17 protein-coding genes are annotated in these 20,786 nt (G+C 39.9%); all 17 read left to right on the top strand.

What is annotated here, in order from left to right; genetic code table 11:
• The first annotated feature begins 5 nt into the window (after positions 1-5).
• The 17 genes from CST_RS06365 (at position 6) to CST_RS06285 (ending at position 20,358) form a co-directional block, all read left to right on the top strand.
• Positions 6-1,289: a glycoside hydrolase family 3 protein gene (locus tag CST_RS06365; protein ID WP_015359023.1), complete on the top strand. Its 1,284-nt coding sequence runs from the start codon at positions 6-8 to the stop codon at positions 1,287-1,289.
• 32 nt (positions 1,290-1,321) lie between these two features.
• Positions 1,322-2,413, top strand: a complete 1,092-nt coding sequence (locus CST_RS06360; protein WP_015359022.1) for a mechanosensitive ion channel family protein — start codon at positions 1,322-1,324, stop codon at positions 2,411-2,413.
• 24 nt (positions 2,414-2,437) lie between these two features.
• On the top strand, positions 2,438-3,004 hold the full coding sequence (locus CST_RS06355; RefSeq protein WP_015359021.1) for an epoxyqueuosine reductase QueH: 567 nt from the start codon (positions 2,438-2,440) through the stop codon (positions 3,002-3,004).
• A 388-nt stretch (positions 3,005-3,392) separates the two neighbouring features.
• Complete coding sequence (locus CST_RS06350) at positions 3,393-6,188, top strand: N-acetylmuramoyl-L-alanine amidase family protein (RefSeq protein WP_015359020.1); 2,796 nt, start codon at positions 3,393-3,395, stop codon at positions 6,186-6,188.
• Between the two features lie 197 nt (positions 6,189-6,385).
• Positions 6,386-7,108, top strand: coding sequence for a ribonuclease PH (gene rph, locus CST_RS06345; protein ID WP_015359019.1), 723 nt, complete (start codon positions 6,386-6,388; stop codon positions 7,106-7,108).
• 14 nt (positions 7,109-7,122) lie between these two features.
• Positions 7,123-7,731 (top strand): XTP/dITP diphosphatase, encoded by a 609-nt coding sequence (locus tag CST_RS06340; protein WP_034842476.1) that lies wholly within the window; start codon positions 7,123-7,125, stop codon positions 7,729-7,731.
• Positions 7,732-7,765: 34 nt separating this feature from the next.
• Positions 7,766-8,251, top strand: a complete 486-nt coding sequence (locus CST_RS06335; protein ID WP_015359017.1) for a metallophosphoesterase family protein — start codon at positions 7,766-7,768, stop codon at positions 8,249-8,251.
• A gap of 53 nt (positions 8,252-8,304) precedes the next feature.
• Positions 8,305-9,453 carry a cysteine desulfurase family protein gene (locus tag CST_RS06330; RefSeq protein WP_015359016.1) on the top strand — a complete coding sequence of 383 codons (1,149 nt, stop codon included), beginning with the start codon at positions 8,305-8,307 and terminating at the stop codon, positions 9,451-9,453.
• 37 nt (positions 9,454-9,490) lie between these two features.
• The gene (thiI, locus tag CST_RS06325) at positions 9,491-10,663 is read left to right on the top strand and encodes a tRNA uracil 4-sulfurtransferase ThiI (RefSeq protein WP_015359015.1); all 1,173 of its coding nucleotides are present in this window, start codon (positions 9,491-9,493) and stop codon (positions 10,661-10,663) included.
• A gap of 176 nt (positions 10,664-10,839) precedes the next feature.
• Positions 10,840-12,051, top strand: a complete 1,212-nt coding sequence (locus tag CST_RS06320; protein ID WP_237266386.1) for a VanW family protein — start codon at positions 10,840-10,842, stop codon at positions 12,049-12,051.
• 24 nt (positions 12,052-12,075) lie between these two features.
• A complete protein-coding gene (locus CST_RS06315; protein ID WP_015359013.1) occupies positions 12,076-12,789 on the top strand; it encodes a DUF2225 domain-containing protein in 714 nt (237 codons plus the stop codon).
• Positions 12,767-13,837, top strand: coding sequence for an AIR synthase family protein (locus tag CST_RS06310; protein WP_015359012.1), 1,071 nt, complete (start codon positions 12,767-12,769; stop codon positions 13,835-13,837). The genes CST_RS06315 and CST_RS06310 overlap by 23 nt, the downstream gene beginning before the upstream one ends.
• Positions 13,838-13,952: 115 nt before the next feature.
• Positions 13,953-14,747 (top strand): prepilin peptidase, encoded by a 795-nt coding sequence (locus CST_RS06305; protein WP_015359011.1) that lies wholly within the window; start codon positions 13,953-13,955, stop codon positions 14,745-14,747.
• Between the two features lie 339 nt (positions 14,748-15,086).
• Complete coding sequence (locus tag CST_RS06300) at positions 15,087-16,577, top strand: hypothetical protein (protein ID WP_015359010.1); 1,491 nt, start codon at positions 15,087-15,089, stop codon at positions 16,575-16,577.
• Positions 16,578-16,841: 264 nt separating this feature from the next.
• Positions 16,842-18,026, top strand: a complete 1,185-nt coding sequence (locus CST_RS06295) for a BTAD domain-containing putative transcriptional regulator (protein ID WP_015359009.1) — start codon at positions 16,842-16,844, stop codon at positions 18,024-18,026.
• Positions 18,027-18,147: 121 nt separating this feature from the next.
• A complete protein-coding gene (locus CST_RS06290) occupies positions 18,148-19,665 on the top strand; it encodes a DUF1538 domain-containing protein (RefSeq protein WP_015359008.1) in 1,518 nt (505 codons plus the stop codon).
• On the top strand, positions 19,666-20,358 hold the full coding sequence (locus CST_RS06285; RefSeq protein WP_015359007.1) for a P-II family nitrogen regulator: 693 nt from the start codon (positions 19,666-19,668) through the stop codon (positions 20,356-20,358).
• Positions 20,359-20,786 lie beyond the last annotated feature (428 nt).

The raw sequence follows: 20,786 nt of genomic DNA, 5'->3' as shown, positions 1-20,786 counted from the left end.
AACATATGAGAAAACGGGCAATTTTGCTTGCAGTATTTTTATTTTTTGCCACAGCCTGCAGTAAACATAATGAACATGAAAATTTTCCGACTGAAAACGAGAGCAAAACCGACGGCGAAATTATTTATACTGTGTCGCCTGCTCCTGAACCGGTTGAAGCCGATCCTGTCAAAACAATATTGGAAAACATGACAATTGATGAAAAAATCGGTCAGCTTTTTATCCTGTCCATGAGAAATCTCGACGCAACCAATGTGGCACTTGAAATAAACGAAAACATTGAAAATGCTGTAAAGACGTATAAACCGGGCGGAGTCATACTTTTCGCCGAAAATATAAAAACCATTTCCCAGACCACCAAACTTATAGATGAACTCCAAAAGCTTTCTGAAATTCCCCTTTTTGTTGCTGTTGATGAGGAAGGCGGAACGGTTAGCCGTATAACGAAGAGTTCAGCCATGCATGCAACGGTTTTTCCAGGTAATTCGGAAATAGGAAAAACCGGAAATCCCGATATTGCTAGGCAGGTAGCTTCAGCAATAGCCAGAGAAATCGCATCTCTGGGCTTTAATATGAATTTTGCACCCGTTGCTGACGTAAATACCAATCCTGATAATCCCGTTATCGGTCCGAGGGCCTACGGAAATGATCCGGAAGAGGTCAGTTCAATGGTCGCGGCCGCTGTTAACGGTATCCAAGGCCGTTCAGTTTCTGCGGTTTTAAAGCATTTTCCCGGCCATGGCGATACCGGCACTGACACACATTACGGGACGGCTGTCGTGAGCCATACAAGGGAACGGCTGTTCAGCACAGAGCTTTTGCCGTTTATTGCCGGTATCAGGGAAGGTGCTGACGGTATTATGACCGCTCACATATTAACGCCGAATATCCCCGGTGAGAATGTACCCGCGACACTTAAAGCCGAGATTTTGACAAAGATTCTCAGAAATGAACTGGGGTTTGAAGGACTTATAATTACCGATGCATTGAACATGAAAGCCATAACCAGCCATTACACGGCCGATGAAGCAGCTGTAAAGGCTTTTCTCGCCGGTGCGGATATTTTGCTGATGCCTGAAGACCCTGAGCTTGCGTTTTCAGGAATAAAAAAAGCATATGCTGACGGCTTGATAACCCTTGACAGGCTTAATGAATCGGTGGAAAGAATCCTTAAAGTTAAATATAAACGAGGTCTTTTCAGTGAGCAAAACAGGGAAGACCCCGAGGAAGTACTGGGATGCAATGAGCATACCGAACTGGCCGAAAGAGTGAGAAATTTCGGTAACTGAACAATTCCGTCGGAAAAAAGAGGAGGCAGAGCATGGAATTGTGGAATTCCGTTATTGAAAGATTTTCCGATATTCTTTCGAATAAATTTCTGGATATTGAAATATGGCGAATTGCTGTTGCGGGTATAATTATTATTTTAACCATTGCGGTTCGCAAAATTTTGGTAAATACAGCAGCGCTGCTAATAAAAAAATTTTCGGTCAGAACAAAATGGGTTATTGATGATGAACTGATTGTAGCCGTAGAACCACCTGTTAAATTAATGGTTTTAATTATCAGCATTTATTTTTCAGCCAGGATTCTGGGTTTTAAAGTCACGGATGAATCCTTTTCAGGGCATATAATACGGTCATTGATAATATTTTCATTATTCTGGGCGATTTACCGCACCGCGGAAATTATAGCGCGTATGTTTTACAGGGTTTCAAAAAAAACCCATACACATTTGGATGACATTTTGATACCCGTCATAAACAAAGGGATCAAGGCCGTTGTAGTAGTGATTTCAATAAATGTCATAGCAAAGGAATGGAAGTATGACCTCGGCGCATTATTGGCAGGGCTTGGACTTGGAGGTCTTGCGTTTGCCCTTGCCGCTCAGGAAACACTTTCCAATTTGTTTGGCGGACTTGCAATAATGCTGGACAAGCCATTTAATGTTGGTGAGTATATTCAGTTTGACGGCATGGAGGGAACTGTGGAAGACATAGGTTTCAGAAGCACACGAATCCGCACTCCCGATAAAACCATTGTGACAATCCCCAATTCAACAATAGCCAAAGCAAATATTATAAACTGTTCCCGCAGGGACAGAAGAAGGGTAAAATTCAGTTTTCCAATAAAATACGGCACAACAGCAAAACAGCTTGAGCAATTGCTGAGGCGAATCAGAGAAATGCTTGAGAACCATCCGGACATACACAATGAGTCAATTTATGTATATTTGGACGCCTTTGGAACAAACGGACTGGAACTTCTTTTAATTTTTTACACCAGAACGGCGGAGTATCGGGATTATCTTGCGGTTAAGGAGGACATAAACTTAAAGCTTATGAATATTTTGAATGAGCTTGGGATTGAAATTGCGATACCCGCCGTCAATGTATATGTTGAAAATAAGTAATATTGAAAGGAAGCGAAAAACGATATGTCAGACAAAAAACTGCTGCTTCATATATGCTGTGCGCCGTGCGCCACGGGAGTCATTCAGAAATTAAAAAACGATGGTGGTTTCTTAATAACGGGCTATTATTATAATCCGAACATTCATCCCACGGAAGAAAACAACGCCAGGAGAAATTCGGTTAAGGCGCTTGCCGAGGACGAAAACATCCATGTTATTTATAGTGATTTGGTTATGGTTAACTACTGGAAAGAAAATCTTGAAGGTAAAAAGGAACGCCGTTGTAACTTTTGTTATTCAATCAGAATTAACCAGGCTGCAAAAACCGCTGCGGAAAACGGATTTGAGGCATTTTCGACCTCACTTCTTATAAGTCCGTGGCAAGATCATGAGAAGGTGAGGCGAATAGCCGAAACTGCATGTAAAAAATATGGGATCGAATTTGTTTACCAGGATTTCAGGCCTTTTTACAGGCAAGGCAAGAATGAAGCCTACAGAAGGGGCTATTATTTGCAAAAATACTGCGGATGCATTTTCTCGTACAATGAATCCGATCATAAAAAGAAACCCATATACACACACTGGGACTAAACTTTTGCATTTTCAATGCAGCATCACAATTTAAATTTTCACCCTCAAATGAAATGGACGAAAGTCGTCAGAACCAGTTGCCGGTACTTGTCAGATAACGATCCATTGGTATGAGTGCAGTATTGAGAAATCCCGTGGATTGCAACATTATTTATCTTCTGATAAGATTTTATATGCAGAGCGGTTTTTCGTCATTTTGAAGCATTAAAATGTGTTTATGAAATATTTTCGCATAATTTTCACGGTCGATTTTTTTCTTTTAGTTTGCTTTTTTCTTAAATTTAGTAAAGAAATATTACTGTTATGTTAAATTAACCAATTTGTTATCAGAAATGTATATAAAAATGACGAAAAATAGATATATAAAAATCTGTTTGGGGGATTACAAATGAAAAAAAAACTAATTGCATCTTTGGCTTTAATTCTGACTGTCTGCATATGGCTGACTGGTTTGTCATTTTCCCTTGATATAATAGTTGACATTGCAGGTCAGAAATCCACCTATAAGGGAAACATATACAATCTTGAGTTGAATGGTATCTGGGTTCCTACAGAGACTCCCTGTATTGTTGTTTCAGGCGTCGCTTATGTACCTTTAAGGGAAGTTTTCCAGGATTATCTGGGAATGACGGTTGGGTATGACGGCAGCACTCAGACAGCGTATGTTCAGAAAGGTTCTAAGAGAATGGATTTTAATATCGCCAAACAGACTATTTATCAAAACGGTGTGAAAGTGAATACAAGTTTGCCGGTGGCTGCCGTTAACGGCAATACCATGGTTCCTCTTTCCTTAACAGCGGGATATTTTGGTTATACCGTATCTGTAAAGGACAGCAATAAAACCATTGCAATCCAGTGGACAAACAACGAAGAAAATTCGGCAATAGTAAAAGAAGCTAAGCTGTCGGGAAAGGTAAGCAAAATTACATACTATACTGAAAACGGCAAGGAAATTGTTTTTATTGAAACATCCGCAAACAGGATAATTAAACAGTATGTTTTAAATCCGGGAGATGGCAATCCGTATTACAGACTATGCATCCAGTTCGGGGATGCCAATGTGGACAAACCCGGCAGTCTGGACGTTTATTCGGGTTCTGTTCAGCAAATCCGTTATGCACAGGCTGATACCGCAAATAAAACAGTCAGCGTGGTCATAGAAGTTAACCGGAATCCGCAATACTCGGCGGAAGTTGTATCAAACGGCATAAAGATTACCATAAAGTCTTCAGGCACATCAGAAAACGTAAATCAAAAGCCTGAAGGAACTCCGAAAGTCTCTGTTACGCCTACGCCGATTCCGACGTCAACGCCAACTCCTTCGCCAACTCCTTCGCCAACTCCGAAACCAACACCGACCGCAACGCCCACGCCGGTACCAACCGTAACGCCGACACCGACCCCTATGCCAACCCCCACGCCGACGCCGGCAGTAACCGAAGTCGGCACAGGTGTTTTACACTATACTGTGGACGGAGACACAATAACCGTCATGATTGACGGTGTAAACCTTGAAAAGGAAATAAAGAACAATCCGGACAAATACAGAGTGGAATACCGTGATATAGAAAAAATATTGCATATACGGTTGCCGCTGAATGACAAATTCAGAAATGAAGTTCTTCCGGGCAACTCGATAGTTTACGGAATAATTTCATCAGTGAATAAGCTGTACGGTGAGGTAAATATCCGCATTTCAGGAAAAGACGATTTTAACTGGGTGCTTTCTTCAAACGGAAATACCGGTACAAAAATAATTATAACAGCCGCGAACGGCAAGGTAATTACTACTACTCCGACGCCGAAACCAGCAACTCAGTCACCGACACCAACGCCGTCATCGAAACCGGTGACGCCCACCCCAACCCCAAAACCGGTGACGCCTACACCGACGCCCTCTCCGACCTCCTCACCGGGCGAGCTTGTAAGCCGTGGAGGCGAAGTGCGTTCGGGAACTGTTTCTTATGCTGCAGCTTCCGACAAAATTATTATAGATGCCGCCTCGTTGAAAAATTATAAGATTTTCAGACTGACAAACCCGTCGAGGTTGGTAGTGGATATTTACGATAATGTTATTGAATCAAGGGAAGCTTCCGCGCCTGACGGTGCTCTTTATACAAAAATCCGTACAGGGCAGTTCGACAAATCAACTGCACGCATTGTACTTGAAATTCCTGACAATGTGAATTTTGAGGAGAAAGTCAGCGGTAACAGGTTAACCTTAACTCTATATTATTCAGGAATAAAAAATATAACATTAACCGGTGATTTGGGCAGTTTCATAATAAAACTGACCGGGCAAGGTATACGGGAAAAAATCCAGCAGAACATAGAAGACATAGTCATTGAGGACGATAATGAATCAAATACTTTTACCTTTGTGTTTCCGAACGGGATTATCGACCTGGGCACTGGCCAGCTTGATATCGGTGACAGTGTAATAAAGTCGGTACAGACACTGACTTCCGGTAAAAGCAGTTATCTGTCGATAGCCCGCAATAACAGTAACGTACAGTACAGCATCAGTTATACAGGAAGCAGCGACGAAGTCATCATTGAACCTGTTGCCGGAAAAGGTTCAGGCACGGGAAACAGTACAGGCTCGGGTACTGTTTCAAGACCTGATTCAGCCAATACAACAACGCCTGTGGCAAGCGGAAAACTGGTTGTACTGGATGCAGGCCACGGGGGCTCTGATCCGGGGGCAACTTACGGAATGGATGAGAAATGGTATAACCTTGATATAACGTTAAGGCTTGAGAAGTTGTTGAAAGAAAAGGGGGTTAACGTAAAACTTACAAGATCCACCGATGTGTTTGTCGGCCTGGACGAAAGGGCGGAAATGGCCAATGAGTGGGGGGCCGACGTCTTTATCAGTATTCATCATAATGCCCTTATGAAATCCATGCACGGTACGATGACGTTCTATTACCCTACCAGTTATAAAGGTAAGGAATATGCAACAATTATTCATAACGATCTGATAAAAAATCTGGGAAGCAATGATTTGGGAATAAGGACGGCGAATTTCGTAGTTTTGAGAAAAACAAAAATGCCGGCTGTACTCGTGGAAATAGGATGTTTGACGAATGACGGGGAACTCGCAAAACTGAATACCGAGGAATACAGGCAAAAAGCGGCGGAATCCCTGTGCGAAAGTATACTGAAAATAATATCGCAATAATTTAATAAAATGCTTTGAAATTAAACATACATAAAAAGTAAATAAAAAAATCAAAGGAATTCATTAATTCTTTTGATTTTTTTATGTTTAACATTGTGATAATATTTATAGTAAGCAATTTTCTCAAGATAAAAAATCGTAAAGGTTAAAATGCTTGCAGATTGCATGTTTATTTTTATTATGAAAGGAACAGAAATATGCAACGTGTAGACGGTAGAAAACATAATGAGCTGAGAAAAATTAACATCACAAGAAATTATATTTATCATGCCGAAGGTTCGGTCTTAATTGAATTTGGCAATACAAAAGTAATCTGTACCGCATCTGTTGACGATAAGGTTCCTCCTTTCAGAAAAGGTACGGGTGAAGGCTGGGTAACGGCCGAATACAGTATGCTCCCCCGTGCAACACAGGTCAGGAATGTACGGGATATAAACAAACTTAAACTAAACGGAAGAGCGTACGAGATCCAGCGCCTAATAGGGCGTTCGCTGCGTTCGGTGGTTGATTTCAAATCCCTTGGCGAACGTTCAATAATTATAGACTGCGACGTTATTCAGGCCGACGGCGGTACCAGAACGGCATCAATCACAGGCGGTTTTATCGCGCTGATGGATGCGTGCAGCTACCTCCTTGATAAAAACATAATTACCGAGATGCCAATCAAAAATTTTGTAGCCGCTGTCAGTGTAGGAATTGTGCATGAAAACAAGCTGCTGGATTTGTGTTATGAAGAAGATGCAAACGCTACCGTGGATATGAACGTTGTAATGACCGATTCAGGCCAGCTGATTGAACTGCAGGCCACTGGGGAATTATCCCCTTTTTCGCGTGACGATTTAAATCAGTTATTGAACATGGCAGAAAAAGGAATATCCGAATTGATTTCGATACAGAAAAATATTTTATTGAAGGGGTAATGACGTTCTGGTATATGGAACAATTGATTATTGCATCGGGAAACAGCGGAAAGATAAAGGAAATAAAGGAGATTCTGGCCGATCTTCCGCTGAATGTTGTTTCAATGAAGGAGCTTGGTATTGATATTAAATTTGAAGAAATAGGTGCCACATTCAGTGAAAATGCGCTGATTAAAGCCAAAACTTTAAGCGGTGTTGTTGACGGCATCGTCATGGCGGATGACAGCGGACTTGAAATTGATTTTCTGAACGGCGCGCCTGGAATTTTTACAGCCCGTTTCGCCGGAGAAAATACTAGCCAGGAAGAAAAGAACATTAAAATAATAAACCTGCTTAAGGGCATTGAGAAAAAATACAGAACGGCAAGATTCGTATGTGCAATCGCCGTTGTTTCCAAAAAAATCAACTTTACCGTGGAAGATTCAGTTGAAGGGCTTATAGCCGAAGAGCCCCTCGGCACCGGTGGCTTTGGTTATGATCCGATTTTTTTTGTACCCGAATACGGCAAAACCTTCGCAGAACTTCCCGAGGAGATTAAAAATAAAATAAGCCACAGGGCCAGAGCACTTCAGAAACTGAAGCAGAAGTTGTCGGCCGTTTATGAAGGCAGGGATTTCACATAAACTTACAACTGGACTCAGGAGTTGAAAAGCCGTAATGACAAAGTTACTTGTTATAAGCGACACCCATGGCGATATACTGCTTGCCGACAAAGTGCTGAAAAAGAACAGCGACGTTGATATCGTCATTCACCTTGGAGATTATTACCGGGATGCAGATAAATTAAAGCAGTTACATCCTAATTTTCATTTCGAATATGTTTACGGTAACTGCGATTTTATGACTGGTAATGTTTTGGCGGAAAAAATACTTGAAATAGAAAGGCAGCGTGTTTTACTTACCCATGGGCACAGATATTCGGTAAAATGGGGTATTGAAAAACTTGTCGAGAAAGCTAATAATGAAAATATCAATTTGATTTTGTTCGGGCATACCCATATTCAGCATGTTACCTACGGACCGGGATATATACTTCTCAATCCGGGAAGCATTTCCGAGCCCAGGGGTAATGATAAAAAGTCGTATGCCGTTGTTACAATTGATAACGAGAAAATCGATGTGGAAATGAAAAACGCGGTTTAAACTTTTTCAGCATTCCTGTGCTAAAATATTAAAGGAAAGGAGCACTGACAGTATTGTCGGATATTATATACTTTGACAACAGCGCAACAACTTCGGTATATCCTGAAGTATTATCGGCAATGAATGAAGTATATCTGAACTGTTACGGTAATCCTTCGTCCCTGCATAAACTTGGGAATGAAGCAGACAAATTGCTGCAGAAATCCAGGGAAACAGTTGCCAAGACCCTGAATGTGGATGAAGGCTGTATTTATTTTACCTCCGGTGGAACTGAATCAAATAACTGGGCTATAAAAGGGGTAGCAAGAGCAAACAGGAAAAAAGGGAACAGGATAATAACCACAAGAATTGAGCATCCGTCGGTGCTGGAGTGCTTCAAGTATCTTGAGAACGAAGGTTTTTCGCCTGTTTATCTGAATGTGGACTCCAACGGGCTTGTCAACATGGATGAAGTTAGAAACAAAGTTGACGATAAAACCATACTTTTCAGTTTCATACTTGTAAACAATGAGACAGGTGTCATCCAAAACGCAGAAGAAATCATAAGGGAAGTTCGTTTGAAAAATCCGAAAACTATCATTCATATAGATGCAGTGCAGGCATACGGAAAAATCCCTATTAATCTCTCAAGACTGGATGCAGATTTAATGTCTGTAAGCTCACATAAAATACACGGTCCGAAGGGCTGCGGGGCGTTATATATAAAAAAGAATACCCATATAATACCAATTTTGCATGGCGGAGGACAGGAAAACAAATACCGTTCGGGTACTGAAAACCTGCCTGCAATATACGGATTTGCAAAAGCGGCCGAAATTATTCATGAAAAAATGACAGATAACCGAAATAGAATAAGAGAGATAAGAAATGCAATACTTCATGGGCTTCGCGAAGAGTTTGAGGAGAATTTTTATGTAAACTCTCCCGAAAATGGGTATGAGGGCATACTCAATATTGCATTTCCAAGGGTAAAGGCGCAGGTATTAATGCACCATCTGGAAACAAAAAATATTATTGTTTCTGTGGGCTCTGCATGCTCTTCTCGAAAGAACATACAAAGTCATGTTCTTACTGCTATGAATTTGCCGAAAGAACGCGTTGAGGGTGCCATAAGGCTCAGTTTTTCGGGCATGAATACCGTTGATGAAGCTTTGTGTTTTGTACATGCGGTTAAGGAAATTATACCTGTAATAAGGTATTAAAATAAAAGTAAAAAACAATAAAAAAGCGGAGATAGGTATGAAGACAATAATACTGGTTCGGTATGAGGAGATATTTTTGAAAGGCTTAAATAAGCCTTCCTTTGAGGCCAAACTTGTAAAAAATATGAAGCATGTTTTAAAGGGGCTGGGGCCGGTATCGGTCACCCGATCCCAAAGCAGAATATACGTGGAACCCGAAACCGATGATTATCCTGTCGATGAGGCGATAAAACGCCTTACAAAGGTGTTCGGCATTGCCTCGGTAAGTCCTGTATACAAAATTGAATCCGATATTAACGCGATATATGACAAAGCAGTGGAGCTTTCAAGAAAAATCAGGTCGGAATCGGGTTACAAAACTTTTAAGGTTGAAACAAAGCGGGCCGATAAAAAATTTCCGCTGTCTTCAATGGAAGTTTCAAGAGAAGCAGGCGCCGCAATCCTTCGCAATGTCCGCGGCTTAAAGGTGGACGTAAATAATCCTGATTTTGTCGTGCATATAGAAATAAGAGATAATACGTACATTTACTCCGAGATCATACCAGGAGTTAAAGGTTTGCCTGTCGGTTCAAGCGGAAAGGCAACGCTTCTTATTTCCGGCGGTATTGACAGCCCCGTTGCAGGGTGGATGATGGCAAAAAGAGGGGTAAAGATCGAAGGAGTGCATTTTTTCAGCTATCCTTATACCAGTGAAAAATCAAAGGAAAAAGTAATCCGCCTTTGCAAAATACTGTCTGAATATAATCTGGGAATGAGGCTTTATATAGTGCCTTTTACCGATATTCAGCTGGCAATTAACCAAAACTGTCCTCACGAATACCTTACTATTATCATGCGCAGATTTATGATGAGGATTGCTGAAAAAATCGCGGTAAAGAACGGTTCGCTGGCCCTTGTAACAGGGGAAGCGGTGGGACAGGTGGCAAGCCAGACTCCTGAAAGCATCCTGGTAACGAACAGCGCAGTGACGCTTCCGGTATACCGGCCGTGTATAGGCATGGATAAAAGTGAAGTGGTTGACATAGCAAGAAAAATAGGGACCTTTGAAACTTCCATACTCCCTTACGAAGACTGCTGTACGGTTTTTGTCGCCAGACATCCGGTGACAAAGCCCAAACTTGAAAAGACAATCGAGTATGAATCGGTATTAAATGCCGATGAACTTATTCAGAAAGCGCTGGAGGGGACAGAAGTAATTGATATAGAATAATTTATTACAGCCCGAATAACTATATACAGGTGGTGTATATGGTAAAACGGGCTGTTAAAATTTTGATTTTACCTTTGTTTTTATTGTTTTTATTTTTTTTATCATGTTTTTTATATATACGTCACATTTTGAATTTAACCACAATTTATCCTAATATTTATATAGACGGAATTTATGTGGGGGGGCTTAGACGTGAAGAGGCTATTGCACTTCTGGACGGCAATCTGGACAGAACATATCAAAGTGAATACTTGACGCTTACAATATCTGAAAGACGGTACAAGCTCTACTTTGAAGATATAGATTATGTTCCCGATTATGAAAAGGCGGTGGCTGTTGCGTTTGAAACAGGAAGAAGGGGAAATGTTGCCGAAAGGCTGAAAGAAATATGGAAAACCCGTAAAAAGGCTTTGTTTATTACTCCGCCAATGTATTATAATGCCGAAAAAGTATTAAAAATACTGGACGGTATTCACAAAGAGACATACACGGAACCTCAGAATGCGAAAATTAATATTTTTAACGGCAAAGTGGATTTGTTACCGCATAAAACGGGATTTTCAATCAACATAAACGAAAGTCTGAAAAGGATTGATAATTCCTTAACTAATCGTGTATGGGAAGACGTGGAGCTCTGTTTTGAGGAAACTCTTCCTTCAATAACCACCGAAATGGTGGAAAACATAACATACAAACTTGGCGAGTTTGAGACGGTATTCAATCCCGGCAATGAGGCAAGGGCACACAATATAATAACAGCCTGCAGCAAAATAAATCAGAAGCTCTTGCTGCCCGGAGAAGAATTTTCACTGGACAAAGCCCTTGGTGACAGGACCGAAAAAAACGGATACAGAATTGCCAAGGTGATAGTTAATAATGAATATGTTGACGGGCTTGGCGGAGGAATATGTCAGGTGGCTTCTACAATGTACAATTCGGTTCTTCTATCCGGACTTGAAGTGCTGGAAAGAAGGAATCACTCCATTCCCCCTTCGTACATAGAAATGGGACGCGATGCCACAATATCCCATGGTTATATTGATTTCAGGTTCAGAAACAATACAGATTATGCCATCCTGATAGAAGCAAAAACAGCCGGAAACAGGGTTATAATTACGATATGGGGTCGCGAACCTGAAGTTAAAACAACTGCAAGAATCAGAACCCAGATTGTCGAGGTAATAGAGCCTGAAGGAATAGAGGAAGAAACAGACAGTTCTCTTAAAGCCGGCGAAACGAGAATTGTCCGCGAAGCGAAACCGGGATATAAAGTTGAAGTATACAGAGATTTCCTTGATACTTCAGGAACGGTTGTCAAAACCGAGAAAATCTCTGTTGACACATATCTGCCACAAAAGAAAAAGGTTAAAAAAGGAATAAAAAGATAAAAATTAAAAACAGCAGGTGGTATTATGACGGAAATAAAACCTTTTTATGATTCTGAAATCACATGTCCGGTATGCGATAAAACAATCAAAGTCACAAAAGTGCGTTCGAAATTTGTCAGGCTTCTGAAGCATGACGAAGATTTTTGTCCCCACTATGAAACGATAAATCCTGTCCTTTATGAAGCATGGGTGTGCAGCTTTTGCGGGTATGCAGCCCATAACTCGGTTTATGAACATATAACGACAGCCGGACGCAAAGCCGTTCTTGAAAAAATAACCCCAAACTGGACAAGCCGTGAATTCACGGGCGAGAGAAACTATGAAAAAGCCCTTGAAGCTTTTAAGCTTGTACTGTATAATTTACAGGTCAGGGAAGCGCCTTATTCCGAATTTGCCAAGATTTGTCTTAGAATTGCGTGGATCTACAGATACATGGGAAATCAGGGCGAAGAAGAACGGTTTTTGAAATATGCCTATGATTACTATAAAAAGGTTTATACGCGGGAAAATCTGAAAGACAGCTCAATGGATGAGTATACATGTATGTATATGATTGGTGTCCTTGCAAAAAAACTTAATTTAATAAGCGAAGCAAAATTATGGTTCAGCAGGCTTATATCCTTCTCGATTGATCCGAGAGAAAAGGACAAAATAAAGCCTTTTATTCTGGAAAATGCCAGAGAACAGATACAGCTGCTGAAAAATGTAATAAACGATGAAGAGGAGAAAAGCGAATAATTCGATAAATTTGGGAAGAAACACAAGATATATTTTGAGGCTTGGCAGGGTGAATCAAATGGAAATAGGGAAACTTCCGAATGATGTGCTGAATTCCTTGATTTTGGGCAAACTGCAGAATAGGAGAAGCGAAGTTCTATTAAGGCCTTCAATCGGCGAAGACTGCAGCGCGGTAGACTTTGGCCGGGAAATATGTATTATATCGACAGACCCTATAACAGGCACCGAAAATCAGATTGGAACGATCGGTGTTAATGTCGCATTGAATGATTTGGCTTCAAGCGGCGCAGAACCGGTAGGAATAACGGTTACATTGCTTATTCCTCCCGATGCCTCAATGTCGGACGTGGAAAATGTAATAAACCAGCTGGTCTCGGAAGCTTCAAAGCTGAATGTGGATATCATCGGCGGGCATACCGAAGTGACCGATGCGGTTAGCAGATTTGTATTAAGCATTACCGCTATTGGAAAAACAATAAACAAAAATGTTGTGACAACTTCGGGGGCAAAACCCGGAGACGATTTGATACTTACAAAGTATGCGGGCCTTGAAGGCACGTCAATTCTGGCATATGACTATGAAGAAGAGCTGGCTGAAAAATTTGGTAAAGAACTGGTTGATAACGCGAAACGGCTGATAAACAATATAAGTGTGATTAAAGAGGGAATTATTTCGGCAAAGTTCGGGGCCCATGCAATGCACGACGTTACAGAAGGCGGGGTACTGGGCGCGGTTTGGGAGATGTGCCATGCGTCCTGCTGCGGGGCGGTGATTTTTAAAGACAGCATTCCTGTTCTCAGGGAAACCAAACTCATTTGTGATTATTTCAATATTGATCCTTTAAGGCTGATCTCCAGCGGATGCATGCTGATTGCCTGTGAAGACGGGGAGCAAATGGTACGTGAATTATCCGAAAACGGTATAAAAGCGGGTATTATCGGCAAAATTACCGCTGATAAAAGTATTTTACTGTCAACTAATACAGAAAATATAAATATTTCCCCTCCGAAATCCGATGAATTATATAAAGTCAGTAAATCAAAATGAACCATGTTTGTTAAAAAATATATTATTTTTGCCCGGCAGTAAAATATACCATTAAATGTTCCGATTATTAGATTAGAATAGTGAGAATTAAAAAGTGAGGTTTTGGGTTAGCTCTATGAATGTATTAGTACCGTTGTTAATTTTCATAACAGGTCTTATTTTCGGATCTTTTTTTAATGTGGTTATTTATCGGCTGCCGGAGGGTAAATCAATAATAGCGCCCCGTTCTTTCTGTCCTTCGTGCGGCGCCAAACTTAAAGCATATGATTTAATTCCGGTTTTCAGTTTCATATTTTTAAGGGGAAAATGCCGTTATTGCGGCTGTAAAATTTCTTTCCGCTATCCTCTCGTCGAACTTGTTACAGGTGTTGTTTTCGTTATCTTATACATTAAATTTGGATTATCCGTTGAATTTATTTTTACCGTCTTCCTCATGTCCATACTTCTGATGGTGTTTTTTATTGATCTGGAACATATGATAATTCCAAATGAACTGGTAATTGCTGGTCTGATCGGCGGTATTGCGCTTTTCGTGCTGCGGTTTTGGTTTGATGACGCACTTGTCGGCGATTCCCAGTGGTATTCACCCATTCTCGGAATGCTTGCTACTTCAGGATTCCTTCTTCTGGTTGCGCTTATAGGTCTGGCGATATACGGTACAGACGCTTTCGGTATGGGTGATGTGAAAATCTTCCTCCCTATAGGGTTAATTCTTGGCCTGAAACTCTCAGTGATATCACTGGTATTCTCAATATTTATCGGCGGTATTACGGGTCTTTTTCTGATAATAACGGGACTCAAGCACCGGAAAAGTCATATCCCTTTCGGGCCCTTCATTGTGATGGGGACATTTCTGTCCATTCTTTTCGGCAATGAATTTTTTGCCTGGTACGTCGGAATGCTTTTATAAACTCCGTTGATACCAATAAAAAGGCTGAAAATTCTGGATATAAGAAAAAAGCAAAATAAGACATCTCTCATTCAATTCCCTTTTTGCTTTTTTACAATTATATTCATTCTTTATTTCAATTTAGTTTTCTTGGGAACTATTGTTAAATTCCCCGTGTCAAAGATATATATCGGAAATGTGCGGAGTAAATTTTGGGAGGTGATAATTAAATTTAATTCATCTGAAACCAAAATTTAATATTAATATTAACTTTTTCTAATTACAATATGTATAAGGAATTCCATTACAATATAAAATTTTCAAATTAATAACTGTATAAAAATGGAATTGGAGGTAGCCATGGATAAGAAAATTGTGTCATTACTGTTAATCGCATGTTTATTAATGCCGTTGTTCCAGGTCAGGAGTGTCGCAGCAAGCAGTCATTCTGCCGTAAGCGGTGTTATTTCATTACCCGGTAATGATACCGCTCCTTCGGGCGGGGTTAAGGTAAAACTGACCATTGGCACCGACAATAATACCCCCGAAAATAAAAATGACGATAAATTAGTTACAACCGAAATTATAATTCCTAAAGGCCAAAAATCTATTGCATACAGCGTTCAGGTTCCAAAAAGTCAGAACGCAAAAGCAAAATACTACGTATACTATACTGTTGAAAAGGGATATGCACCTTTTGGATGGTACAGCAAAGAAAAAACCACCGCAATAAAGGAAAACAGAACATTAATTGACGTAAACGGAGGCGACGTTTCAGGCGTTAATATTGAACTGTTGCCCGGGAGAACTATTTCAGGGAAGATCATTCACGGTAATCCGTCAACAAAACCCATGAATGACTTAAAATTCGTCGTAACCGCAGTTCAGGAGGGCCCAAAGGCAAACTCAACCGATGACGACATAATTATCAGTAAAGAAATAATACTGAAGGCAAACAGCAGCAATGCTCCATACGAGCTTGTTGTTCCCATCAACGACGTAAATAAAGGGTATAAGGTTTATTATACCTATGAAAATCAAGGATATAAGGAAACAGGTTATTTCCACAAAAACGGGACTTCAAGGAACGGGGAAAAAGTAACACTTATAGACGTGGCCAATACAGCCGAGAATATTGATTTAACTACTTTGCCGTTTACAAACATTACCGGCAGGGTTTACCTTCCAAATAATGAAAAAGCCCCGAAAAACGGTATCGAGATTACAATAACGGCTTACAACAACAATGTAAAATCGTCAGCTTCCGATGATTTCAGTTTCAGTAAAACGGTAACAATCCCAGCCAATTCCAATTCAGCAGACTATGCTCTGACAGTACCTGTAACATCGACCAGTTACATTGTTTCATACAAAATTGTTACAAAGAATACGGAGTATATTAATGAAGGTTATTACAATAAGAACGGCACCGAAAGGGATATAAAGAATGCAACACCGGTCAAAACCAGCAATACAAACATTAATGCAGTGGATCTTGAGCTTATCGGCAAAAAAGCGGGGCAGAAACCTACTCCCGTTCCAAAATCCGGTGTTGATATCCCTAAAAAATACGATCTCAACGAAGACGGATATGTTAACATTTTTGATTTAATTGAATTGGCAAAGGTAATTGCGGAAAGGTATGAAAAAGAAGGGTTTAACATAAACCCCGACGAATTCAAAAACCGAAAGCTTGATATGAAAGATCTGGAGACACTGTGGAAAGTTTTTAACCCGTTTACCGCTAATCATTTTAAGATAAGATGGTTCAATAACCATAACTGGTTTGATTTTGACTTTGATGATTTTGACTGTGAAAAATTTATGAAGGAATGGCGCAAACGTTTTTAGTCTTGATAATTTATAAGGTATTAAGGAAATAAAATCCACCTGAAAAGATGATAAATGTTTTGTTTATCACCCGCCAGGGTGATTATTTTTTTATATTTCCCGTATCGGTATTATATTTTGTTACAAATCGGTACAGTTTACGTTAAATAAACAAGTTATGGTAATAATTACCCGTAATTTATCATAAATATGGTATAATATACTGAGTAATATTAAAAACATAGGAAATTTTTAACCTTACAGCTTTAATCTGGAGGGAAAACAATGCTTACGGAAGCAGCTAAGGGAAAAGACCCGTGCAGGCTTATGATTTTTACTCTGGGAAGGTTTGAAATTTACCATAAGGAAAAAGGATTTTACAATATATCCGGCAGGTCAACCAAACTGTGGTGTCTTTTCAAATACCTTCTTTTAAACAAGGGAAAAAGAATACCGCCTGAAACCATCCTTGAAAATTTGTATCCGAATGAAGAATATGAAAATCCGAAAAACACACTGCAAAACATTATATACCGTCTGCGTAAGATTTTATCTCACGAAGAATTTTTCAGCAACTTAGGCTGTAATATTGTATATAATAACGGCTGCTATTCCCTTTACTTTAACGATAATTTCTTCCTTGACACCGATTTTTTCGAGGAATGCATACAGAAAGCGGAACTCCTGAAAAATGAAAAACCCGATGAAGCCATAAATTACTATGAAAAGGCACTGGAACTCTACCACGGTGATTATTTCCCCGAACTTGTATATGCAGATTGGGTAATTCCCAAAAGGAACTACTATCGAAGACTGTATATTCAGTCAGTACTTGAACTGGTAAAACTCTACAGGCAGAAAAAGGATTACGACAGCGGTATAAAAATTTGTGAAAGGGCAATACAGATAGAAGCCTATGAAGAAGATTTACATATCAGTCTTATGGAAAATCTGATAGGAAAAGGGAGGATTAAAGAGGCACAGAATCATTATGAATTATATACTTCAATGCTATACAGACAGTTTGGAATAAAACCGACTTATGAACTGCAACAGATCTATAAGCAGTTAAGAAATATCGTAGATGAAGTAAATACCAGTGTTTTTACCGAGAAATGTCCTGCCGATGAAATTTCCGAAGGGGCATTTTACTGTGACAGAAACATGTTCCATTCGCTCTTCATTCTTGAAAAAAGGCGCAGCGAAAGAACAAGTCAACAGGTATATGTTGTTTCGATAACGGTAAACGAGAGTTCAGAAATTTTCGATGAATTCAGGAAAAGCCTGATAAAATCGCTCAGAAAGGGGGATGTAGTCACTACCTGGGACACTAACAGGATACTTATTTTGCTTCTGGGAATGGATTATAAGCAAATTCATGCAATAATGGACAGAATAATCAGACGCTTTAACAAAAACATACACATATATGATATTGATGTAAAAATTCATACGTCGATACCGGCGTAATACATGTATTATAAAAAATTAAAAAAAAATTTACAAATATCTACTAAAAATTTTTAATTTTTAATGATAAAATATCGTCGGCTGTAATTTACATAAATATTCAAGGGAAAAGGGTGATGACTTGAGTGAGTTAACAGGAAAACTGAAAGAAGTACTTGCTTCAGTGCTGCCAATCACAACAATTGTTTTAATACTGCATTTCACAATATGTCCTCTGGAACCTAATATGTTGTATGCATTTCTGATAGGTTCCGCCCTTGTTATTGTCGGACTTACCGTTTTCCTGTTCGGAATAAGCCAGGGAATTGAGCCTATAGGTCATGGCGTGGGAAACGCTGTCACAAAAAGTAATAACTTAGCGGTAATAATATTTGTTATGCTGATATTAGGATTTTTCATTTCCTATGCAGAACCCGACGTGCACATACTCGCAAAACAGGTGGATAGTGTAACGTCAGGGCAGTTTGACAATATTCTCATGGTTGTTGTTGTCTCAGTCGGAATCGGAGTCATGATGACTCTCGGATTGTTGCGCATTCTGTCAAATATACGTTTGAAATATGTATTTGCTGGCGCGTATGGACTTATTTTCATTATTGCGTTATTTTCAACATCTGATTTTCTTGCTATAGCTTTTGATGCTTCAGGAGCCACCACAGGTGCCATCACCGTTCCTTTTATGCTGGCCATGGCAGCAGGTTTTTCGGCAATGAAAAAAGACAGCAAAATGAGTGAAGCCGACAGTTTCGGACTTGTAGGCATCTCTTCAACGGGAGCCATATTGGGAGTTCTGATTACCAGCCTTTTTATCAAGGGCGGCAAACTGAATGGGATCCTCCCGGCAACCGACTTAACAAATGCCACATTGTGGGAAATATACCGTTCCAAATTTTTAACAATTGTATGGGATTCATTTATTACTCTGCTCCCGATTATTGTGACATACATAATTTTTCAGATATTTTTCTTCAAACATAAAAAAAGCAAGGTAATAGATATCGTCCGCGGTTTGGTGTTAACATATATCGGCCTTGTTATATTCCTTCTTGGTGTTAACGGCGGGTTTATGGAAGTTGGCGCCCAGCTTGGAATGCAGCTTGCTTCAATGGAATCCAGGGGCCCGGTTCTGATTGTGGCTTTACTGCTCGGGCTTACCACTGTTCTGTCTGAGCCTGCAGTCCACGTATTAACAAGCGATGTTGAGGAAATTACCGGTGGTTCTGTCAGACGTATTCTGGTACTTATATTCCTTTCAGTGGCTGTAGGTCTGTCAATTTTTATGTCAGCACTCAGAATCCTGATACCCGATATACAGCTCTGGATGTATTTGCTTCCGGGGTTTGGACTTTCGGTTTTATTGGCTTTCTTTGTTCCTGATCTTTTCGTAGGCATGGCTTTTGACGCGGGAGGGGTTGCTTCAGGGCCGATGACGGCCACTTTTTCGCTTGCTTTTGTTCAGGGAATTGCCGCACAAATTCCAACTGCTGATGTGGTCGCTGACGGATTTGGAATGATAGCAATTGTTGCAATGATGCCCATAATTGCGATAGAATTACTTGGTGCACTCTACCAGGCAAAATCAAAAAAGGCATCGAAACTTTCGGTTTCAAAAAAGCGATCAATCGGAGGTAATAAATAAATGACAAGTGAATACGAGTTTCAAATTATTACGCTGATTTTAAGCGAACAACAGTGTCATAGGTTCAGTCGTATCGCCAGGGATAAGGATATCCACGGAGGAACTGCAATAATCGGTAAAGGTACTGTTAACAGTGCGACTTTGAATTTGTTTGGAATAAAAAGCCAGAGAAGAGAAATTGTAAGCATAATGGTGGAAAAAGAAAGGGCGAAAGAGCTGCTTGATTACTTTGCGGAAGAACTCCAGCTCAATGAACCCGGGCATGGAATTGCATATGTAACATATGCAACATTGGCAGAGCAGATAATTAACGGTAAGCAGGATACATTGAATATAGCCCAAAATATGGAGGGAGACAGTATGTATAAAAAAATGACCGTCATTGTGAATCGCGGTATGGCCGACAGTGTAATGGAAATTGCAAGAAAAGCCGGTGTCAAAGGAGGAACTGTCATACACGGTCGTGGAACGGGTTCGGAGTTTACCGAAAAATTATTTGGTGTTGAAATAGTGCCTGAAAAGGAACTGGTTATAATCCTTATGCCCAGCGACCTGGTAAGTAAGGTTGCCGATGAATTATACAGGGAACTTCAGTTGGACGTTCCCGGGAACGGGATTTTATTTGTAGAACCGGTGGCAGAGGTCAGAGGCCTTGCCGATTCACACAATAAAACCAATAATGAAAAAGAATAAATTGTGGCAATAATTTTTAGGCTATTCTTTAAATTGCGAACACCCCGAAGGTAGGGGTGTTTTTTTTGCCCTTAGATTTATTTTTATTATCCATGATTTTAATTCTGTTTTCATATAACTATATTACAAATTAAATCAATTTCACCCTTTTTAAGTCTAAAATTACCGGTAAAAAGTATGACTGAAATGTGACTGAAAAAAGAATAAATTGTGAGTGTCCTCAATATAATTTAAAGTATGATTAAAAAATCTGCAACGCTTAAATAATTGTTTGATTTTGGTCTGACTGAGATGTAAGCGCTGAATGAGTGAATTATGACCAGTATTATACATTAAAAACCGGGAGAGATGATTGTGACATTGAAACAACCTGTTGGGCAGACTGCCAATTATTCAGACGAGAAAACAGAAAACACCTCTTTTTTGTC

This window comes from Thermoclostridium stercorarium subsp. stercorarium DSM 8532 (genome assembly GCF_000331995.1).
Classification (GTDB): domain Bacteria; phylum Bacillota; class Clostridia; order DSM-8532; family DSM-8532; genus Thermoclostridium; species Thermoclostridium stercorarium.
Note: the sequence above shows the minus strand (reverse complement) of the source record. Positions and strands in the feature narration are given on the sequence as shown.

Excerpts from the sequence above, each read along its gene's own strand:
- CST_RS06295 (WP_015359009.1), top strand. The coding sequence starts at position 16,842 with ATGCTTACGGAAGCAGCTAAGGGAAAAGACCCGTGCAGGCTTATGATT.
- CST_RS06300 (WP_015359010.1), top strand. The coding sequence starts at position 15,087 with ATGGATAAGAAAATTGTGTCATTACTGTTAATCGCATGTTTATTAATG.
- CST_RS06315 (WP_015359013.1), top strand. The coding sequence starts at position 12,076 with ATGACGGAAATAAAACCTTTTTATGATTCTGAAATCACATGTCCGGTA.
- CST_RS06355 (WP_015359021.1), top strand. The coding sequence starts at position 2,438 with ATGTCAGACAAAAAACTGCTGCTTCATATATGCTGTGCGCCGTGCGCC.
- CST_RS06335 (WP_015359017.1), top strand. The coding sequence starts at position 7,766 with ATGACAAAGTTACTTGTTATAAGCGACACCCATGGCGATATACTGCTT.
- CST_RS06350 (WP_015359020.1), top strand. The coding sequence starts at position 3,393 with ATGAAAAAAAAACTAATTGCATCTTTGGCTTTAATTCTGACTGTCTGC.
- CST_RS06285 (WP_015359007.1), top strand. The coding sequence starts at position 19,666 with ATGACAAGTGAATACGAGTTTCAAATTATTACGCTGATTTTAAGCGAA.
- CST_RS06365 (WP_015359023.1), top strand. The coding sequence starts at position 6 with ATGAGAAAACGGGCAATTTTGCTTGCAGTATTTTTATTTTTTGCCACA.
- CST_RS06340 (WP_034842476.1), top strand. The coding sequence starts at position 7,123 with ATGGAACAATTGATTATTGCATCGGGAAACAGCGGAAAGATAAAGGAA.
- CST_RS06360 (WP_015359022.1), top strand. The coding sequence starts at position 1,322 with ATGGAATTGTGGAATTCCGTTATTGAAAGATTTTCCGATATTCTTTCG.
- thiI (WP_015359015.1), top strand. The coding sequence starts at position 9,491 with ATGAAGACAATAATACTGGTTCGGTATGAGGAGATATTTTTGAAAGGC.
- rph (WP_015359019.1), top strand. The coding sequence starts at position 6,386 with ATGCAACGTGTAGACGGTAGAAAACATAATGAGCTGAGAAAAATTAAC.
- CST_RS06305 (WP_015359011.1), top strand. The coding sequence starts at position 13,953 with ATGAATGTATTAGTACCGTTGTTAATTTTCATAACAGGTCTTATTTTC.
- CST_RS06310 (WP_015359012.1), top strand. The coding sequence starts at position 12,767 with ATGAAGAGGAGAAAAGCGAATAATTCGATAAATTTGGGAAGAAACACA.